At 63.1% G+C, this 15,459-nt stretch carries 15 protein-coding genes; 8 read left to right on the top strand and 7 right to left on the bottom strand.

The window, feature by feature from the left end; all coding sequences use genetic code 11:
- Positions 1-22: 22 nt before the first annotated feature.
- Together HMPREF2967_RS01250 and HMPREF2967_RS12660 are read right to left on the bottom strand one after the other, a co-directional pair.
- Positions 23-2,248, bottom strand: coding sequence for a transglycosylase domain-containing protein (locus HMPREF2967_RS01250; RefSeq protein WP_070684635.1), 2,226 nt, complete (start codon positions 2,246-2,248; stop codon positions 23-25).
- Positions 2,249-2,324: 76 nt separating this feature from the next.
- Positions 2,325-2,684: a DUF5318 family protein gene (locus HMPREF2967_RS12660; protein WP_083312559.1), complete on the bottom strand. Its 360-nt coding sequence runs from the start codon at positions 2,682-2,684 to the stop codon at positions 2,325-2,327.
- Positions 2,685-2,854: 170 nt separating this feature from the next.
- Here HMPREF2967_RS12660 and HMPREF2967_RS01245 point away from each other — a divergent pair, with 170 nt between their 5' ends.
- The 3 genes from HMPREF2967_RS01245 to HMPREF2967_RS01235 all read left to right on the top strand — a co-directional run bounded on the left by HMPREF2967_RS01245 (position 2,855) and on the right by HMPREF2967_RS01235 (position 4,896).
- On the top strand, positions 2,855-3,334 hold the full coding sequence (locus tag HMPREF2967_RS01245) for a MarR family winged helix-turn-helix transcriptional regulator (protein ID WP_070524207.1): 480 nt from the start codon (positions 2,855-2,857) through the stop codon (positions 3,332-3,334).
- Positions 3,335-3,418: 84 nt separating this feature from the next.
- Positions 3,419-4,402, top strand: coding sequence for a universal stress protein (locus tag HMPREF2967_RS01240; RefSeq protein ID WP_070684633.1), 984 nt, complete (start codon positions 3,419-3,421; stop codon positions 4,400-4,402).
- A gap of 11 nt (positions 4,403-4,413) precedes the next feature.
- The gene (locus HMPREF2967_RS01235) at positions 4,414-4,896 is read left to right on the top strand and encodes a hypothetical protein (protein ID WP_070684631.1); all 483 of its coding nucleotides are present in this window, start codon (positions 4,414-4,416) and stop codon (positions 4,894-4,896) included.
- Here the strand turns inward: HMPREF2967_RS01235 and HMPREF2967_RS01230 are convergent.
- Together HMPREF2967_RS01230 and HMPREF2967_RS01225 are read right to left on the bottom strand one after the other, a co-directional pair.
- Positions 4,893-5,822, bottom strand: coding sequence for an oxygen-dependent tRNA uridine(34) hydroxylase TrhO (locus HMPREF2967_RS01230; protein WP_070533722.1), 930 nt, complete (start codon positions 5,820-5,822; stop codon positions 4,893-4,895). The two genes, HMPREF2967_RS01235 and HMPREF2967_RS01230, sit on opposite strands and share 4 nt — an antisense overlap.
- 53 nt (positions 5,823-5,875) lie before the next feature.
- A complete protein-coding gene (locus HMPREF2967_RS01225) occupies positions 5,876-7,372 on the bottom strand; it encodes a DUF1846 domain-containing protein (RefSeq protein ID WP_070524200.1) in 1,497 nt (498 codons plus the stop codon).
- Positions 7,373-7,449: 77 nt separating this feature from the next.
- Between HMPREF2967_RS01225 and HMPREF2967_RS01220 the strand changes: the two genes are divergently transcribed.
- Positions 7,450-8,265: an Fpg/Nei family DNA glycosylase gene (locus tag HMPREF2967_RS01220; RefSeq protein WP_070561809.1), complete on the top strand. Its 816-nt coding sequence runs from the start codon at positions 7,450-7,452 to the stop codon at positions 8,263-8,265.
- 10 nt (positions 8,266-8,275) lie between these two features.
- Positions 8,276-9,889, top strand: coding sequence for an NAD(P)H-hydrate epimerase (locus tag HMPREF2967_RS01215; RefSeq protein WP_070684629.1), 1,614 nt, complete (start codon positions 8,276-8,278; stop codon positions 9,887-9,889).
- A gap of 161 nt (positions 9,890-10,050) precedes the next feature.
- Here HMPREF2967_RS01215 and HMPREF2967_RS01210 read toward each other — a convergent pair whose 3' ends face one another.
- From HMPREF2967_RS01210 to HMPREF2967_RS01200, 3 genes are read right to left on the bottom strand one after another with little or no spacing between them, the layout of a single operon-like run.
- Entirely contained in the window at positions 10,051-10,875 is an 825-nt protein-coding gene (locus tag HMPREF2967_RS01210; protein WP_070684627.1) for a YwaF family protein, read from the bottom strand.
- Between the two features lie 53 nt (positions 10,876-10,928).
- Positions 10,929-11,576: an ABC transporter ATP-binding protein gene (locus HMPREF2967_RS01205; protein WP_070684625.1), complete on the bottom strand. Its 648-nt coding sequence runs from the start codon at positions 11,574-11,576 to the stop codon at positions 10,929-10,931.
- On the bottom strand, positions 11,576-12,571 hold the full coding sequence (locus tag HMPREF2967_RS01200; protein WP_070524189.1) for an ABC transporter permease: 996 nt from the start codon (positions 12,569-12,571) through the stop codon (positions 11,576-11,578). Before HMPREF2967_RS01200 ends, HMPREF2967_RS01205 begins: the two co-directional genes overlap by 1 nt.
- Positions 12,572-12,686: 115 nt before the next feature.
- Here HMPREF2967_RS01200 and HMPREF2967_RS01195 point away from each other — a divergent pair, with 115 nt between their 5' ends.
- Genes HMPREF2967_RS01195 through HMPREF2967_RS01185 form a run of 3 tightly spaced genes read left to right on the top strand, consistent with a single transcriptional unit; the run spans position 12,687 to position 15,459 of the window.
- Entirely contained in the window at positions 12,687-13,853 is a 1,167-nt protein-coding gene (locus HMPREF2967_RS01195; RefSeq protein ID WP_070684623.1) for a histidine kinase, read from the top strand.
- Positions 13,828-14,448 carry a response regulator gene (locus tag HMPREF2967_RS01190; RefSeq protein ID WP_070684619.1) on the top strand — a complete coding sequence of 207 codons (621 nt, stop codon included), beginning with the start codon at positions 13,828-13,830 and terminating at the stop codon, positions 14,446-14,448. The genes HMPREF2967_RS01195 and HMPREF2967_RS01190 overlap by 26 nt, the downstream gene beginning before the upstream one ends.
- Positions 14,449-15,459 carry an NAD(P)-binding domain-containing protein gene (locus tag HMPREF2967_RS01185; protein WP_070684617.1) on the top strand — a complete coding sequence of 337 codons (1,011 nt, stop codon included), beginning with the start codon at positions 14,449-14,451 and terminating at the stop codon, positions 15,457-15,459.

Here is a 15,459-nt window from a genome sequence, read left to right as displayed (position 1 = left end):
TGGCTCACCAGGGATCAGTCTCCTATTGGCCAAGTAGTTGGTCGAGGCCATCTCCATTGAGAATCTCATCCAGCGAGGGAACCTCAGGATCGGCGGGCTGAGCCGGTTGCTCAGGCTGGGCCGGCTGCGCCGGGGCATCACCATGCCCCTCGTCATGGTGTTGGCCTTCCTCTGGTTTTGCCTCGCCCTCGCCCTCAGCGGCTTCGCCCTCCGGGCTTGCCGGGGTCTGGTCCCACGTCGTGGTCTGGCTCGGGTCATAGACATAGCCCGAACCCCAGCTGCCGACGCCATAGTTGATCGGATAGGCCTGCGGGAAGGTCTGCTGCTCAGCATTAGCCAGAGAGGTATCCAAGATGGACTTCCAGATCTTCGTCGGTGCGTCCGAGCCGTACATGATGCCGCCCCACTGATTGAAAATCGCGGAGGTGTTGTCGGCCGTGCCTACCCACACTGCTGTAGCGAGCTGCGGCGTGGAACCGACCATCCACGCATCTTTGTTCTGACCGGTGTCACCCAGCTGCGTGGTACCAGTCTTGGACGCAGACGGGCGTCCGCCAGCTAGCGCGCCATTCGACCATGCGGCAATTGGCTGCATCGCAGAAATAACGTTATTAGCCACGTTGGCGGAGACACGGCGCTCACCGCCGTCGGTCGGGTTCTCATACAGAATTTCGCCGTTGGCGTTTTCAACCTTCTGCACGAAGTGCGGCTGGTGCCACACACCCTGGTTGGTCAAGGTAGCCATAGCGGTCGCCATATCGAGGGGGCGGGACTGGTACTGGCCCAGCACGATGCCTTCGTACGGCGTACCGCCGTTCTCCGTCAGGGTCTTTTCAATCCCCGGCAGGCTGCGCGCAACGCCCAATGCGTGTGCCATGTCCGCGGTGTCCTGCATCTTGTTTTCCAGGTCATCCTGGAGGCGCAAGAAGGAGGTGTTATAGGAATTCTTCAGCGCTTCAGCGATGCTGCAGCTGCCGCGACCGCCGCCCACGTTGGTCACGATCTGTGATCCTGGCAGCTGGTAGGGCGCCGAGGAGTAATAGGTATTGAGATCGATGCCCTGCTGGAGGGCCGCTGCCAGCGCCATAATCTTAAAGACCGAACCGGTCTGCAACGGAGAGTTAGCGTAATCCCAGCCATTAGAGTCATCGCCGCCAAAGTAACCGCGCACAGCACCCGTTGCTGGGTCGATGGTCACGGCTGCAGCACGGGCATCCTCCTGCAGCACCGCAAGCTGCTCGTGGGCAGCGTCTGTCGACGCGTTTTGCACGGTCATGTCAATGGTGGTGGTCACCTTGAGGCCACCGGTGGCCAGCTGGTCCTCGGTAATTCCCACGCGTGCCAACTCGCCGGTGACTTGGTTCTTGATGTGCCCATAAGCACCGGGTGCCTCGGTGTAGGCGGAGTATTCGCTTGGATCACGGGTCTCCGGGAAAGCCATCTGGGACCGCTCAGCCGCATCCAGATCGCCCATCTCAACGAGTCCGTCCATGACGTAGTTCCAGCGGTTCTGCGAGCGTTCCTCATCCACCCACGGATCCAAGACCGATGGGGACTGGATGAGGCCGGCGAGCATGGCACCTTCCTCCACGGTGAGGTCCTTGGCGTCCTTATTGAAGTAGGCATTGGAGGCAGCCTCGATGCCGTAGGCATTGCGGCCGAAGTAGACGGTGTTGAGGTAGGCGTTCAGGATGTCCTCTTTGGCCCACTCATTGGTCATCTTCACCGAGTAGATGAGCTCACGGATCTTGCGGACGTAGGAGTATTCGTCACCCACCAGAGTGTTCTTCACGTATTGCTGGGTGATGGTGGAACCACCACCGGCGGTGCTATCACCCGTGAGCTTGCCCAAGACGGCGCGGCCCAGACCAGTGAAGGAGAAGCCCGAGTTGGTCCAGAACTCACGGTCCTCGGCAGCGAGGACCGAGTCCTCCACATAATCCGGGATCTCTTCCAACGTCACCTGACGGCGGTTGCCTTCCGGCGGAACGAGCTTGGCCAGCTGAGTTTCACCATCGCCGGCGACGATGGTGGAGATCTGGCTCGGCTGCAGCTCCTTGGGCCCGGGGACGTCGTATTGCGTATACGCGTAGCCGAAGAGCAGGGCAGGAATGCCCACTAGTACAAACAAAACAGCCAGCACGATCCACGGCCAGCGGCGCTTGCGGCCGGACGAACGCTGAGCGCTCCGCGAGGTGCTCTTCCTGCGATTACCTGACTTTCGCCCGGAGGTTTCCTTTTCGGTCACTGATCCGTGTCCTCATCAATCCTGTACACAAACTGTAAATACATGCAGCTTACCGGCGTGAACTGGGAAGCCAAAACTACCCTAGAGCATAGACCGTGGCAGCTCGAAGCAGATGATTCCAGCGGCACGCCGGACACACTTCCACAAAATGCACGGTAAATTCCAGCCCTTCTGCGGCCATGTCCGCAATTTCCGCAGCGCTCCGCGCACTTCCCGCCCGGCGTTTTAAAGCATCTCCATAAACCCAACGGGTCAGCCGCATGTCTGAACCGCACACCGGGCACGGCTTGCGCATGTCGACGCCATGGTGTTCCGCCGCCGCGCGAAGGAGAAAGTCGGCATCACATAGCTCTTCCCGCGTCACCTTTCCCGCGCGAAGCTCGCGCAGATGCTGTGCACGCTCCCATTCATAAGAGACTTCGTTGCGATAGGCCACTGCGGACCTTGTCTTTGCAGACTCTGCCTTTGACGGAGAATTCACGCCGGACAGTGTAGTGCCGGCGGCGTCAACAATCTAGGCCCTTTCATAGTGCTTCGCGGTGGGAAACCAAATTTTTTAATCGGCTAACTACCGCTCCACGAAATTACTAGCTACACTTATTTTCCATGAGTGAAGAAACTATCGAATCCCCCATCCCTTACGAGGATGCCCTGGAAGTCGCCCGCCAGATCCAGCCCGCGCTCAACAAACTCATGCTCATTTTCCAGCGCACGACAGAGGGCACATCCCTCACCACGTCGCAGGTCTCCATCATGAACCAGCTGCGCATGCGCGGCCCTTCGCGCGTGAGCACCATCGCCCAGGCAGAGCTCATCCGGATGCCTACCGCCTCCAATGCGCTGTACCAATTGGAACGCCAAGGTTTCGTGGAACGGCACCGCGACGAAAAGGACCGCCGCGGTGTCCTCGTCGCCCTTACCCAGCTCGGCGAATCCGAGCTGACCATCGTCTCTCGCCAGCGTGCGGCGGCTTTGGCGGAGATCCTGCGTTGGCTCGATCCGGACGACATCAAGGATGCCAACTCCCTGGTTAACCTGATCTCCAAACTGGCCGATGTCTACCGGCCAATCATGGAAGGAAAATAGACCAAAAAGCGCCGGTAGAGCGGATTTTTATTTTAAGGCGTGAAGGGCCGATAATGAATAAAACGACCCCGAACCTTTTGATGAATGGCTAAGAATTCTTCACACCCCGCGGAAGGACAGTGCTCCCCAGACGCCACGGTCCCTCCGCTCCGTGTCCTTGTTTCGTGGAGCCCCAGCTCCACCGGCACGGAAGCTATCGAGTTTGCCGCGTGGATCGCGCGTTCCACGCCCGTTCAGATCCGCGTGGTATCTACTATTTCGCAACCACTCACCGTGACGTCGCTCAGCAAGCTCACCGGTTCCTATAGAAAGTGGTTCAAGAAGGAGCGCGCCGCCTGCGAGCGGGCCGTCAAACAGGCGTTGAACGCGGCAGGGGTAGACAAGTCCCAGCTCGATAAGAATGTCTCTGTTCTCATCGCAGGGCCCTCGCGCCCGCAGCTCTTGGAGGAGGCGGCCAAGGAATTCAACGCAAGCGTCATCCTCCTCGGCGCAAACCAATCCGCACCCAAGGGCCGTTTCTTCTCGGGCTCTACCGCCGATGCGCTTTTGCATTATGCGCCGCTTCCGGTGGGCTTGACTCCGCGCGGCATCAAGCTGTCTAAGCACGGCATCACCCGCATTAACTTTGCTTTCACCGATCTTGGCAGCGCCGATGATCCCGCTCTCATGCACGCGGCCTGCATTGCGCAGCGCGGCGGTATCCCCCTGCGCATCCTGGCGTTTTCAGCCAAGGGGCTTGTCGACGTCCCCCTCGAATACTCCCCCACCTTTCCTTCCGATGCCCCCAATTGGCGCGAGCATTCGCTTTCGTTGTTGGACCGGGCCCACGATTTCATCGCGGATGCCTACCCCGAGCTTTCGGTCACGACGGCCATCGGCAGCGGCCATGGCTGGTCCGGCGCGGTGGACTCGCTGAAGTGGAAGAAGGGCGACCTCCTCTGCTTAGGCTCCGACCCCATGGGCCCCATCGAGCGCGTCTTCATCGGCAGCACCGCCACCGAGCTGCTCCCGCACTTGGGCGTGCCCGTGCTGGTCTGCCCCAGCACCTACACCGCCGAAGCGCGTTAGACTGGCAGACCATGGCAGCTGAGCACCCCGAAAACGATCTCACGTCCGACGCGGACTATACGAACCTGCCTCGCCCCGAGCCCCGCACATTTGACGAGCTTGCCGACGAACCCGATCCCCTCGCCGTCGCCGAAGCCAACCGCCGCTCCTCGCGCCAAGCGCTGTGGTTTATGATTTTCATCCTCGCCGGTTCAGCGCTGTATGCGCTCCTCCTCGCGGGGATCTTTAAGGTCGCCGGAACCACGACCGACTGCCTCCGCGCCGAGTATGCCGCCTGGCTCTGCACGAGGACCCAGCGCACCGTGTTCGCCACGACGACGCTAATCATCCCCTTCATCGGCATGATCGGCTGCGCCGTCATCATGGTGCGCAAGCTCAAGGCCTATGTGCGCTGGCGCGGTTGGATGGCCATCTTCTGGGTCATGGCCGGCAACTTCATGATCTGGTGCATCAACGATATCCAGATCCTGCTCGCCCCGGTTATCGAAAACTAGCCCTGCGCCTGGGCAGCTGCCACCTCGGCGCAATCCGGCCGCCCACAGTGCTGTGTTTCCACATGCTGAATGCAGTCATCGCAGATGAGCACCTGCTTACGGCACGTGTCCTCGTTGATGCAGTTATGGAACGTGTTGGTTCCCGCCCCGCAATGCACACAGTGGCCGAGCTGAATGAAGCCCGGATCCTCTAGGCCCTGGCCAAACTCGTGGTGCATGCGCTTGTCAAAGACGTACATCGAGCCTTCCCACAGGCCATCGTTGCCGTACTTTTCGCCGTAGCGCACAATGCCGCCGTCGATTTGATAGACCTCGTTGAAGCCTCTGTTCTTCATCAGCGCTGAGAGGATTTCGCAACGGATGCCGCCCGTGCAGTAGGAGACCACGGGCTTGTCCTTCATCCAGTCATATTTTCCGGACTCGATTTCGGCGATGAAGTCATGCGTCGTGCGCACGTCCGGCACCACGGCATTCTTAAACTTGCCGATTTCCGCCTCCATGGCATTGCGTCCGTCGAAGAAGACGACCTCCTCGCCGCGCTCTTCTACTAGCTTGTTGACCTCTTCGGGTTTGAGGTGAACGCCGCCGCCGATGACGCCATTCTCATCCACCTTGAGCTCACCCGGCGCGCCGAAGGCCACGATCTCATCGCGCACCTTAACCGAGAGGCGCGGGAAATCCTCCGCACCGCCTTCGGACCACTTGAACTCCATCTTCTTGAAGCCCGGGTACTCGCGGGTTTCGCGCACGTAGCGCTTGCAGGCCTCCATGTCCCCGCCCACGGTGCCGTTGATGCCGTGCTCCGAAATGAGGATGCGGCCCTTCAGCCCGAGCTTCTCGCAGAGGTTACGCTGCCACAGCATGATCGCGGTGGGGTCCTCAATGGGAGTAAAGCAGTAGTAGAGGAGAATCTTGCCAATAGTCACGCCCGCAAGTCTAGGCCTGCTAATGGCAAGATCCCCAATTTTTCGGTGGAGTCTTAGCGCTTCTGGTACAGCGCGCTCTTGCGGGCAAAGACCGGATCGGAGGTCACCAGGACACCTAGGTTGCGGAAGATGCCCTCATCCACGGAACCCAAGATGGTGGTGGTGTGGACATCGCAGCCCTCGAGTTCCTTCAGTGCGTCGAGCGCGCGGCGGGCGTTCTCGTCCTTGGCCGCGGAGACAGAGAGTGCGATGAGCACCTCGTCGGTGTGCAGGCGCGGGTTCTGCGAACCCAGATGCTTGGTCTTCAGCGTCTGGATCGGCTCGATGGATTCCGGCGAGAGCAGGTGCAGGTCATCGTCGATGCCCGCCAGGTGCTTGAGCGCATTGAGCAAGGTGGCCGCCGAGCAGCCCAGAAGTGGGGAGGTGCGGCCGGTGATGATGGTGCCGTCGTGAAGCTGCAGCGCGGACGCCGGGCCGTCGGTCTCCTCCGCCTTCTGACGCGCCGGGAGCACCACCGGGCGGTCGGTGGACTTGATGCCGGCCTTCGCCATGACCACGGCGGCACGCTCGGACTGCGTGGAGTCGAGGCCGTTGCGGGCCTCCTCCACCAAAGTCTTGAAATAGCGGCGGATGATTTCCTGCCGGGAGGCCTCGCGGCAGACCTCGTCGTCGGTGATGCAGAAGCCCACCATGTTCACGCCCATGTCCGTCGGGGACTGGTAGGGAACGGTGCCGGTCAGGCGCTCAAGCAGGGACTTCAGCAGCGGGAAGGCCTCGACGTCGCGGTTGTAGTTCACCGTGGACTCGCCGTGCGCGGAGAGGTGGAAGTGGTCGATGACGTTGGCGTCGTTAAGGTCCACCGTGGCTGCCTCGTATGCCAGGTTCACCGGGTGGTCGAGCGGCAGGTTCCAGATGGGGAAGGTCTCAAACTTGGCGTAGCCCGCCTGCACGCCGCGCACGTTCTCGTGGTAGACCTGCGATAGTGCGGTAGCCAACTTACCGGAGCCCGGCCCCGGCGCGGTGACCACCACGAGGTCACGGGTGGTCTCCACGTAGTCGTTCTTGCCCAACCCCTCCTCGGAGACGATGAGGTCGATGTTGGCGGGGTAGCCCGGGATGACGCGGTGGCGCGCCACCGTCAGCCCCAGGCGCTCGAGGCGCTCGATGAAGGCCTCCGCCTGGCTGTTGCCGTCCTCGAGCTGCGTCATGACGATGTTATTGACAAGGAAGCCGCGGCCCCGGAAGACGTCGACAAGCCGCAGCACATCGTCTTCGTAGAGGATCCCCAGGTCACCGCGCATCTTTTGGCGCTCGATGTCCTTGGCGTTGATGCAGACGAGGATTTCTACGTCATCTTTGATGCGCTCGAGCATCGCAATCTTGTTATCCGGGGTGAAACCGGGCAGCACGCGGGAGGCATGCATGTCATCGAAAAGCTTGCCACCCATTTCCAGGTAAAGCTTCCCACCGATTTCTTTGCGTCGAGCGTTGATGTGCTCCGACTGCAGCTCAATGTATTTTTCACGGTCAAAACCGATTGCGCGCCCCATAGTATTTAGGCCCTTCCGTTCAACGGGTAGTACCCGGAAAGTCTACAGCAGCACTGCCCCCGCGTAGACTTCCTGACATGCCTGAGGGACACGTTATTCACCGCCTTGCTCGGACACTCAATGCGGACTTTCGCGGCGCGCCGCTGGCTGTGAGCAGCCCCCAGGGCAGGTTTGCTGCGGAGGCCGCGCTTGTCGACGCCTCACCCCTCTCCCTCGCCGAAGCCTTTGGCAAGCACCTCTTCCTCCACTTCGATGCGGATAACCCGCGCCACGTGATTTACATCCATTTGGGGCTCATTGGGTCCCTGCGCTTTGAGCCTTCCGCTGATGTGTGGGGGCAAATCCGGCTGCGCATCGATAACGGAACGATGGCCGCGAACCTGCGCGGCCCGCAGTTCTGCACGCTCATTACGGAGGAGGAATACCAGGCCAAGGTGGCGAAGGTGGGCCAGGATCCGCTCCGCACAGATGCCGACTCTGATGCGCTGTGGGCCCGCGTGCATGCCTCGCGGCGCAGCATCGGCGCGATGCTCATGGACCAAGGCCTCTTTGCTGGTGTGGGCAATATCTACCGCGCGGAGGTGCTGTTCCGCCAAGGGCTCTCCCCCTTCATCCCGGGCACGCAGCTCGACCACGCGGAGTTCGATGCCATCTGGTCGGACCTGGTGGAGCTCATGGACTATGGCGTCGAGCACGGCCGCATCGACACGGTCCGTCCCGCGCACACACCGGAGGCCATGGGCCGCGAGCCGCGCAAGGATGACCACGGCGGCGAGGTCTACGTCTACCGCCGCGCCGGGCTGCCGTGCCATGTGTGCGGCACCGAGATCCGGGAGCAGGTCATGCAGGGCCGCAACCTCTTTTGGTGCCCTACCTGCCAACCCGCGCGCTAGGGTGTGGGTTATGCGCCCCGCTTATACCGTTGCCACTGTCCGTGCCGCTGAAAAGCACCTGCTGGAACAGCAATCTCATGAGGATCAGCTCATGAAGCTGGCCGCCGCGGCGGTGGCAGACGCTGCTTCAGTGATGCTGGAGGCTCGCCCCGGCGCGGTGCTCATACTCGCTGGTTCCGGCGGCAACGGCGGGGACGGGCTTTTTGCCGGGGCGGAGCTGGCCTCACGCGGGGTTACGGTCCACGCTCTGGTGCCGGACCGCTGCCACGAGGAGGCCCTCGCCGCGTTCCGTGCCGCCGGTGGCACGGTCCTTCCTTCCGACGCGCTGCCTAACGGCAGCGCGCCCTTAGGAAGCGCGCTGCTTATCGACGCAATCGCCGGCCTCGGATCCGCACGGGGTTTAACCGGCACCGCGCTTTCGCTCTACCGCGAAGCCACCGCTGCCGGGGCTGCTGTCTTAGCCGTCGATATTCCTACCGGCGTCGATCCCGACACGGGAGTGTGCGCCGCGGATGCCGTCCACGCCGACGTCACCGTCACCTTTGGCTCGCCACGCCTCGGCCACGCGCTGGCCGCCGAATGCGGGCAGGTTGTGGTCTCCGATCTCTTCTTGCCCGGCGCACCTTCTTTCGCTGAGACCCTCGCCGAACTCGATGAACCAGCGGCATTCATCGCCCACGAGCCCTCCGTGCCGACGCCCTTTGCGTGGCAATCGGGCGAACTCGATCTGCCGGGCGGGCGCGCTTCCCGCCCCTGGCCAGTTGGCTGCACTGGCCCCATCGTTGATCCCACACCGAGCGCGCGCTCCGATAAGTACTCCGGCGGCGTCGTTGCCCTGGCCGCCGGCAGCAACACGTACCCGGGCGCGGGAATCCTCTGCGCCACCGCGGCGGTGCGCGCCACGCCCTCGATGGTGCGCTTCATCGGCGATAACTCGATTACCTCCCTGCTTCCGGAGCTGGTCTGCCATCCCGATGCGTCCTCCGCCGGTCAGGCCCAGGCCTGGGTCGTGGGCCCCGGCCGCGGTACCGATGCAGCGGCGGCCACCGAACTGCGAAAGGTGCTAGCGCAGGGCCTGCCCACCATTCTCGATGCCGACGCCCTGACACTTTTGGCGCGCAACACCTCCCTGCGCCAGAAAGTTACCGAGCACCCGATGAGCATCCTCACCCCGCATGAAGGCGAGTTCATCCGCCTCTATGAGGCCACCTTCGGCTCTGCTCCCGATGCGTCTGCTGGGTGGGGCGCTGCCCTCCACGAGCTAGCCGAGGAGCTGGACAGCATCATCCTGCTCAAAGGCCGCTTGACCCGCGTTACCGCTCCGGGCCAGCCGATCTATTCCTTCAACGCCGGTCACTCTTTTGCCGCGACCCCGGGCTCCGGGGACGTGCTTTCCGGCATCCTCGGCGCGGTGATGGCCCAGCACTTCGCCGAAACCTCCACCGAAACCGCGGCCGCTACCGCCGCCCAAACCATCACCGAGGTCCTCCACGCCGGCGCCATCCACGCGCATGCGGCGGCCATCGCGGCCGAGACCCCCGAGGGCTTCGCGCCCTGTTCGGCCTCCCAGATCGCGGCAGCCATCCCGCGGGCCATTGCCCGGCTCCTCAATGCCGAGCGCTAGCTCCGTGGCCCGGCATTAGCTCCGCCGCTAAGTACGTTTCGATCAAATAGCACCCCAGAAATTCGAAGATCTGGGGCCTTATTTAATCGATCCGTACCTAGCCACCACCGTGTGGGTACGTTTTCGCAACCAAGCCCTAAAATTCCGCGGTTCGCGGGCCACTATTTACGAAAACGTACCGTGGCGCGGCGCAGGATCCCGGACGCGGTACCGACGGACTTGCGCATGAGCCCGCGTGGCCCCACCACCACCGTGCCGCGGCGCAGCGAGGTGTTCTCCCACGGCCACGTCATCCCCGCCCATGCTGCTGCGACGGCGAGGGTCTCTGCCGCAATGTAGCCGGGCCAGGGTCCCAGCAGGTTGATGATGGAGGGGCTGCCCGGCGCGTGGTTAAGGAAGCCATAGTTGCCGTCGGTCTTCGCATTGATCGCCATGGCGGTGGCCATCCATACAGGGGTGACCTTCACGGCGAAGCGGTAGCCCTTCCACGTCGGCCGGTAGCCCAAGCCAAAGGTCAGCGCTAGCGGCACAGCGAGGGCCACGATGTGGAAGAACCAATATGTACCGAACCGCAGCCAGCGCGGTAAGAAGTAGTAGATGACGTCCGGGGTGATAATGGCCTGCGGGTTGAGGATGATGCCCCAGAAGTAGGTCAAGGTCAGGGCGTGCTCGTTGCCGGTAATGAGCCCCAGAGCCAAGATGGGGCGCAGCACATCGCACAGGTGCAAAGGCAAAGACTCGCGGATATCGAATTGCTTCGGGTCCAGGGAGATGACCGTCCACGCAGTACCCGCCACCAGCAAGGCCCAGCCCACCATCCGGCGGATGAAGGTCTCGCGGGAGGTTCCCTTGATTCTGCGGGCGGCGACGATAAAGACCCCGCAGGCCACCACGGTGATGCTCAACATAAGCGCATGCAATGCGGTCCACTGCTGCATGCGCGGGTAGTCAGTCGGGCTTACTCGGGGTTTGCGGGGTCGAATCATAACGGGGTATTAATTTACCCCTTTGTATGAACATGTGAGAGATGAGCGGGTTCTTACGCGGCTAGCTCGGAATATTCGGAGAGCTTTCCATCCTTGACCTCGACCACGGTATCGGCATAGTCCAGCAGGCTGCGGTCGTGTGTGATGAACAGCGTGGCGGTGTCGAAGTCATCGGTGACACCGCGCAGGAGCTTGGCAATCTCGCGGGAGAGCTTGGAGTCGAGGGCGGAAGTGGGTTCGTCGGCAAGCAGCACGGAAGGCTGGCCCATGAGCGCGCGGGCAATGTTGACGCGCTGACGCTGGCCACCGGAGAGCTGGTTCATGCGGCGGTTGCCAAAGCCTTCCAAGCCCACGAAGCTGAGCAGCTCGTCAGCGCGGTCACCGCGGGGCTTGCGGCCTTCCATGTGGTCAATAATGAGCAACTGCTCGCGCGCAGTCAGGGCTGCCAACAGGTTGGCTTGCTGGAAGATGAGCCCGCGGGTGCCGTGCATCTCAACGGATCCGGAGTCCGGCTCGATAAGTCCAGCGGCCACGGAGAGCAGGGTGGATTTACCGGAACCGGATTCGCCGATCACGGCGGTGAGCTCGCCGGGCTTGACGTCCAGGCTTACGCCGTCGAGTGCAGTTGTGCGGGACTGGCCGTCGGGGTAGGTCACCACGATGTCGCGGAGGGACAGGGCGGGAGTAACGGTGGTAGTCATTAGGCGTTGCCTCCTAGGGCGTCGAGCGGGTTGATCTTGGAAACGCGGCGGGTGGCCAGGAAGGCACCGGCGATGCCGAGCAGCCAGATGCCGAGTGCGGGGACGATGACGGTCATGGCGGAGACCTCGAAGGGCACGGCACCTTGGGCGGCAAGGCCCAGCAGCCAGCCGACGAGCGCGCCCACCCCAACGCCAATCGCCAAGATGATGGCTGCCTGAGCGATAGCGTCCTTGAGCAGGTACTTCACGCTGGCACCAAGGGCGCGCAGGATGGACAGGTCACGGGTGCGCTGGATGGTCCAGATGCTCAGGAAGGCGATGGTGACCAGCGCGGAGATGCCGTAGAGGAAGGCCTGCATGGTCAGCAGGGAACCGCGCTCCGAGCTATAGGCCGGCAGGCCGGACAGGGCCTTGCCCATGGACACGGAGGTGTCGGTCGGCTCCTGGGAAAGCACGGCCACGCCCACCATGTCCTCGGGGGAATGGGAGACCTTCTGCCAGGTTTCGGTAGCGACCCACACCACCGGGGAGTGGGAGTAATACTCATCCTCGACCACTGCGTTCACGTCCAGGTCCACTCCGCCGAGGGTGCCCCGGGAGGGCGCGTTCAGGGCCTCGTCGATGGATTGGCTCAAGACCATGCCTTCCTCCGGAATCACGGTGCTGGAGCCAGGAATCTGGGTGCCGGCGGGCAAACCGATAACCGCCACGCCGCCGTGGCCCTCCAGCTTGGTTTGGGAGGTGCCCAGCGGAATACCAGAAGCGGGAACGTCCTCGGCGAAGATCTCCGACTCGGTGAAGGAGGGATCTTCCGTCGAGAAGGTCACATAAGGATTCTGCTCCCCGAGTGCCTCAAGCGCGGAGGTGTTTTGCTTGGACAGGCCTTGGGTCAGGCCGGACAACATAACGAGCAACAACGTAATCAGAGCCACGACGCCGCCGATCAGGAAGAACCGACCGCGGGCTGTGACTATCTCTCTCAATGCCAGGAACATACTATTTATCCTGCGTGTGCGGGCGCCGAAAGTAATCGGGTAGCCAGTTGAACCTCCACTCAACCAGTTGGTTGATTCGCGCTCCCCCACCTAGGCGATAGGCTGGTGCGTCGTGATGATGAGCAACAAACTGTGGACCGTGGGACTGCACACCATGTTCGGTTTTCTCCTCGTCTTCGGAGTGCTCCGCGCATGGGCCGATGAGCGCCTCGACGCCCGCGCCCTCGGCCTCTCCATCGCACTCGCAGTGGTCTACACGGGATTTGCCATCTTCGGTTCCCGCACCATCGCCCGCCCCATCCCCACCACGCTCTGGCTCGCCGCCCTGTGCCTGTTGTGGATCGGGCTTATGGTGCACGCCCAAGACTTCATGTGGCTCGAGTTCCCGCTGGTCTTCGTCTTCATCCATGCGCTTCCTTTCTGGCCAGGAATCGTCGCCAGCGTGATCCTGTGGGCCGTGGCCGCCTTCGTCCCCGCGTGGATCCACCCGCAATTCTGGACCGCGGCCGCGGCCATCGGGCCATTCATCGGCACGTGTTTCGCCGTGGCCGTCTACCACGCCGCCCGCCGGGTTCAGGCGGAAGCGGCACACCACGAGGCCGTCGCCAAGCAGCTGCGTGAGACCCAGGAAGAACTGGCCGCCAGCGAGCACCAAGCCGGGCGCCTCGAGGAGCGGGAGCGGCTCTCCCGCGAAATCCACGACACCGTGGCGCAGGGGCTGTCCTCCATCGTCCTGCTCAGCCGCGCCGCCAAGAACACGTCGACGCAACAGGACGTCACCGAGCAGCTCGCGCTCATTGAGAAGGTGGCCCAGGACAACCTGGCCGAGGCCCGGCGCTTCGTCAAGGAGCTCGCGGCCCCTGCCTCCTCCATCGATAAGGAACTGCGCACACTCGTGGATGAGCTCCAAGCCCAGGCCAAGGGCCTCGGGCTGCGTACCTATTTTGGACTCAAGCTCACCGGCAGCGCCGACGTCCCCACCGAGTTTTCCCACGTCATCCTGCGCGCCGCGCGCGAAGGTCTCACCAATGTCATGAAACACGCCGACGCCGACCGCGCCGTGGTCACCCTCGGTTCTTTCAAGGATGAGATCACCTTGGATGTCGCCGATGACGGTCGCGGCATCGAGGGCCCGCGCGGCTTCGGGCTGACCGGCCTGGAGCAGCGTGTTCGCAGCGTCGGCGGGACCGTCCAGGTAGAATCTTCACCCGCCGGCACCGCGCTCGCGGTGCGAATCCCAACAGGAGGCAGCAGCAATGGTCAACGTGATGCTCATCGATGATCACCCCGTGGTCCGCGCCGGGCTGCGCGCGATTCTTAACGCCTTCCCCGATATCGAGGTGGTGTTGGAAGGCTCCGATGGCTCGGCCGTCGAAAAGCTGGCGGATGCTGATTGCCCCCATATCGATGTCGTCGTCTGCGATATCCAAATGCCGGATGTCGACGGCATCGCCGCCACCCGGCGCGTGCGCGAGCTCGATGGGCCCCCGGTGCTCATCCTGACCACCTATGACACGCAGGCGGATATCCTGGCCGCCGTGGAGGCGGGCGCGCTGGGCTACCTGCTCAAGGACGCCCCCGAGGACACCCTGCACGCCGCGGTGCTCGACACCGCCGCGGGCAAGCGCACCTTGGCGCCTGAAGTCACGAACCTCCTGGCGGAGCGCTTGGCGCAGCCGGAAACCGCGCTGTCTCCCCGCGAGCTGGAGATCCTGCAAGCGCTGTCCACGGGGGCCTCCAACAAGCAGATTGCCCAGCGGCTCTTCATCTCCGAGGCCACGGTCAAGACCCACCTCATCCACGTCTATCAGAAGCTCGGCGTGGAAACCCGCACCGCAGCCGTCTCCGCCGCCCGCGAACGAAAGCTCATCCAATAGATGCATACCTACGATTGCATCGTGGTAGGTGGCGGCCAATCCGGCCTGGCCACCGGCTACTACCTGCGCCGCCAGAAGCTCGATTTCCTCATCCTCGACGCCAACTCTTCCCCCGGCGGGGCCTGGCAGCACGTGTGGGATTCACTCACTCTTTTTAGCGATGCCCAGTCCTCCACCCTGCCCGGCTGGCCCATGCCCGCCCATCCCGGTTTCCCGCCGGCTTCCCACGTGGTGGACTACCTCACCCGCTATGAGCAGCGCTATGACCTGCCGGTCCGGCACGGGGTGGCGGTGGAGCGCGTGCTTGACGACGCCTCCCGCTTCCGCCTCCTCACCACCCACGGTGAGTTCCGTGCCCGCACCGTCGTGGCCGCGACGGGCACCTGGTCCGCGCCGTTTATCCCCTTCTACCCCGGTGAATTCCAGGGGCGCCAATGGCACACGGCGAGCTACCCGGGGTGCGGTCCTTTCTTAGAGCGCGGCCACAACAATCCTGTAGCCGTTGTCGGTGCTGGTAATTCCGGCGCGCAGATCGCCGCCGAGCTCGCCCTCGCTGGTGTGGACACCACGTGGTTCACCGCGCACCCGCCGCGCTGGATGCCGGATGATGTGGACGGGCGCGTGCTCTTTAGCCGCAACCGTCAGCGAATGCTGGCCAAGCTGCGGGGCGAGCCGGACCCGGGCCCCGAAACAGAACTGGGGGATATCGTCATGGTCCCGCCAGTGCTCAAGGCCCGTGATAGTGGGATTCTGAGCGCCACCGGGATGTTCTCCTCGCTCGATGAGCTAGACCGCGCAGGATTTAGCGATCTCATCTGGGCCACCGGCTTCCGGCCGGCCTTGCGCCCCTTCCCCGGGCTGCTGGCAGAAGGAAAGCCCACGGTGGAAGGTTTCTTCCCCGTGGGCTATGGCTCGTGGACGGGCCCGGGCTCGGCCACGATTACTGGTGTCTCACCCTATGCGCGGCGGGTGGCGGGGGACGTCGCCAAGCTCGTGCGTACGCCCAGCTAG

The organism is Corynebacterium sp. HMSC059E07, assembly GCF_001814395.1.
GTDB classification, from domain to species: domain Bacteria; phylum Actinomycetota; class Actinomycetes; order Mycobacteriales; family Mycobacteriaceae; genus Corynebacterium; species Corynebacterium hesseae.
This window is presented reverse-complemented; position numbering and strand designations above follow the sequence as displayed.

Bases quoted from the DNA above. Each gene is read 5' to 3' on its own strand.
- HMPREF2967_RS01245 (WP_070524207.1), top strand. From the start codon at position 2,855: ATGAGTGAAGAAACTATCGAATCCCCCATCCCTTACGAGGATGCCCTG.
- HMPREF2967_RS01240 (WP_070684633.1), top strand. From the start codon at position 3,419: ATGGCTAAGAATTCTTCACACCCCGCGGAAGGACAGTGCTCCCCAGAC.
- HMPREF2967_RS01235 (WP_070684631.1), top strand. From the start codon at position 4,414: ATGGCAGCTGAGCACCCCGAAAACGATCTCACGTCCGACGCGGACTAT.
- HMPREF2967_RS01225 (WP_070524200.1), bottom strand. From the start codon at position 7,372: ATGGGGCGCGCAATCGGTTTTGACCGTGAAAAATACATTGAGCTGCAG.
- HMPREF2967_RS01220 (WP_070561809.1), top strand. From the start codon at position 7,450: ATGCCTGAGGGACACGTTATTCACCGCCTTGCTCGGACACTCAATGCG.
- HMPREF2967_RS01215 (WP_070684629.1), top strand. From the start codon at position 8,276: ATGCGCCCCGCTTATACCGTTGCCACTGTCCGTGCCGCTGAAAAGCAC.
- HMPREF2967_RS01210 (WP_070684627.1), bottom strand. From the start codon at position 10,875: ATGATTCGACCCCGCAAACCCCGAGTAAGCCCGACTGACTACCCGCGC.
- HMPREF2967_RS01205 (WP_070684625.1), bottom strand. From the start codon at position 11,576: ATGACTACCACCGTTACTCCCGCCCTGTCCCTCCGCGACATCGTGGTG.
- HMPREF2967_RS01200 (WP_070524189.1), bottom strand. From the start codon at position 12,571: ATGTTCCTGGCATTGAGAGAGATAGTCACAGCCCGCGGTCGGTTCTTC.
- HMPREF2967_RS01195 (WP_070684623.1), top strand. From the start codon at position 12,687: ATGATGAGCAACAAACTGTGGACCGTGGGACTGCACACCATGTTCGGT.
- HMPREF2967_RS01190 (WP_070684619.1), top strand. From the start codon at position 13,828: ATGGTCAACGTGATGCTCATCGATGATCACCCCGTGGTCCGCGCCGGG.
- HMPREF2967_RS01185 (WP_070684617.1), top strand. From the start codon at position 14,449: ATGCATACCTACGATTGCATCGTGGTAGGTGGCGGCCAATCCGGCCTG.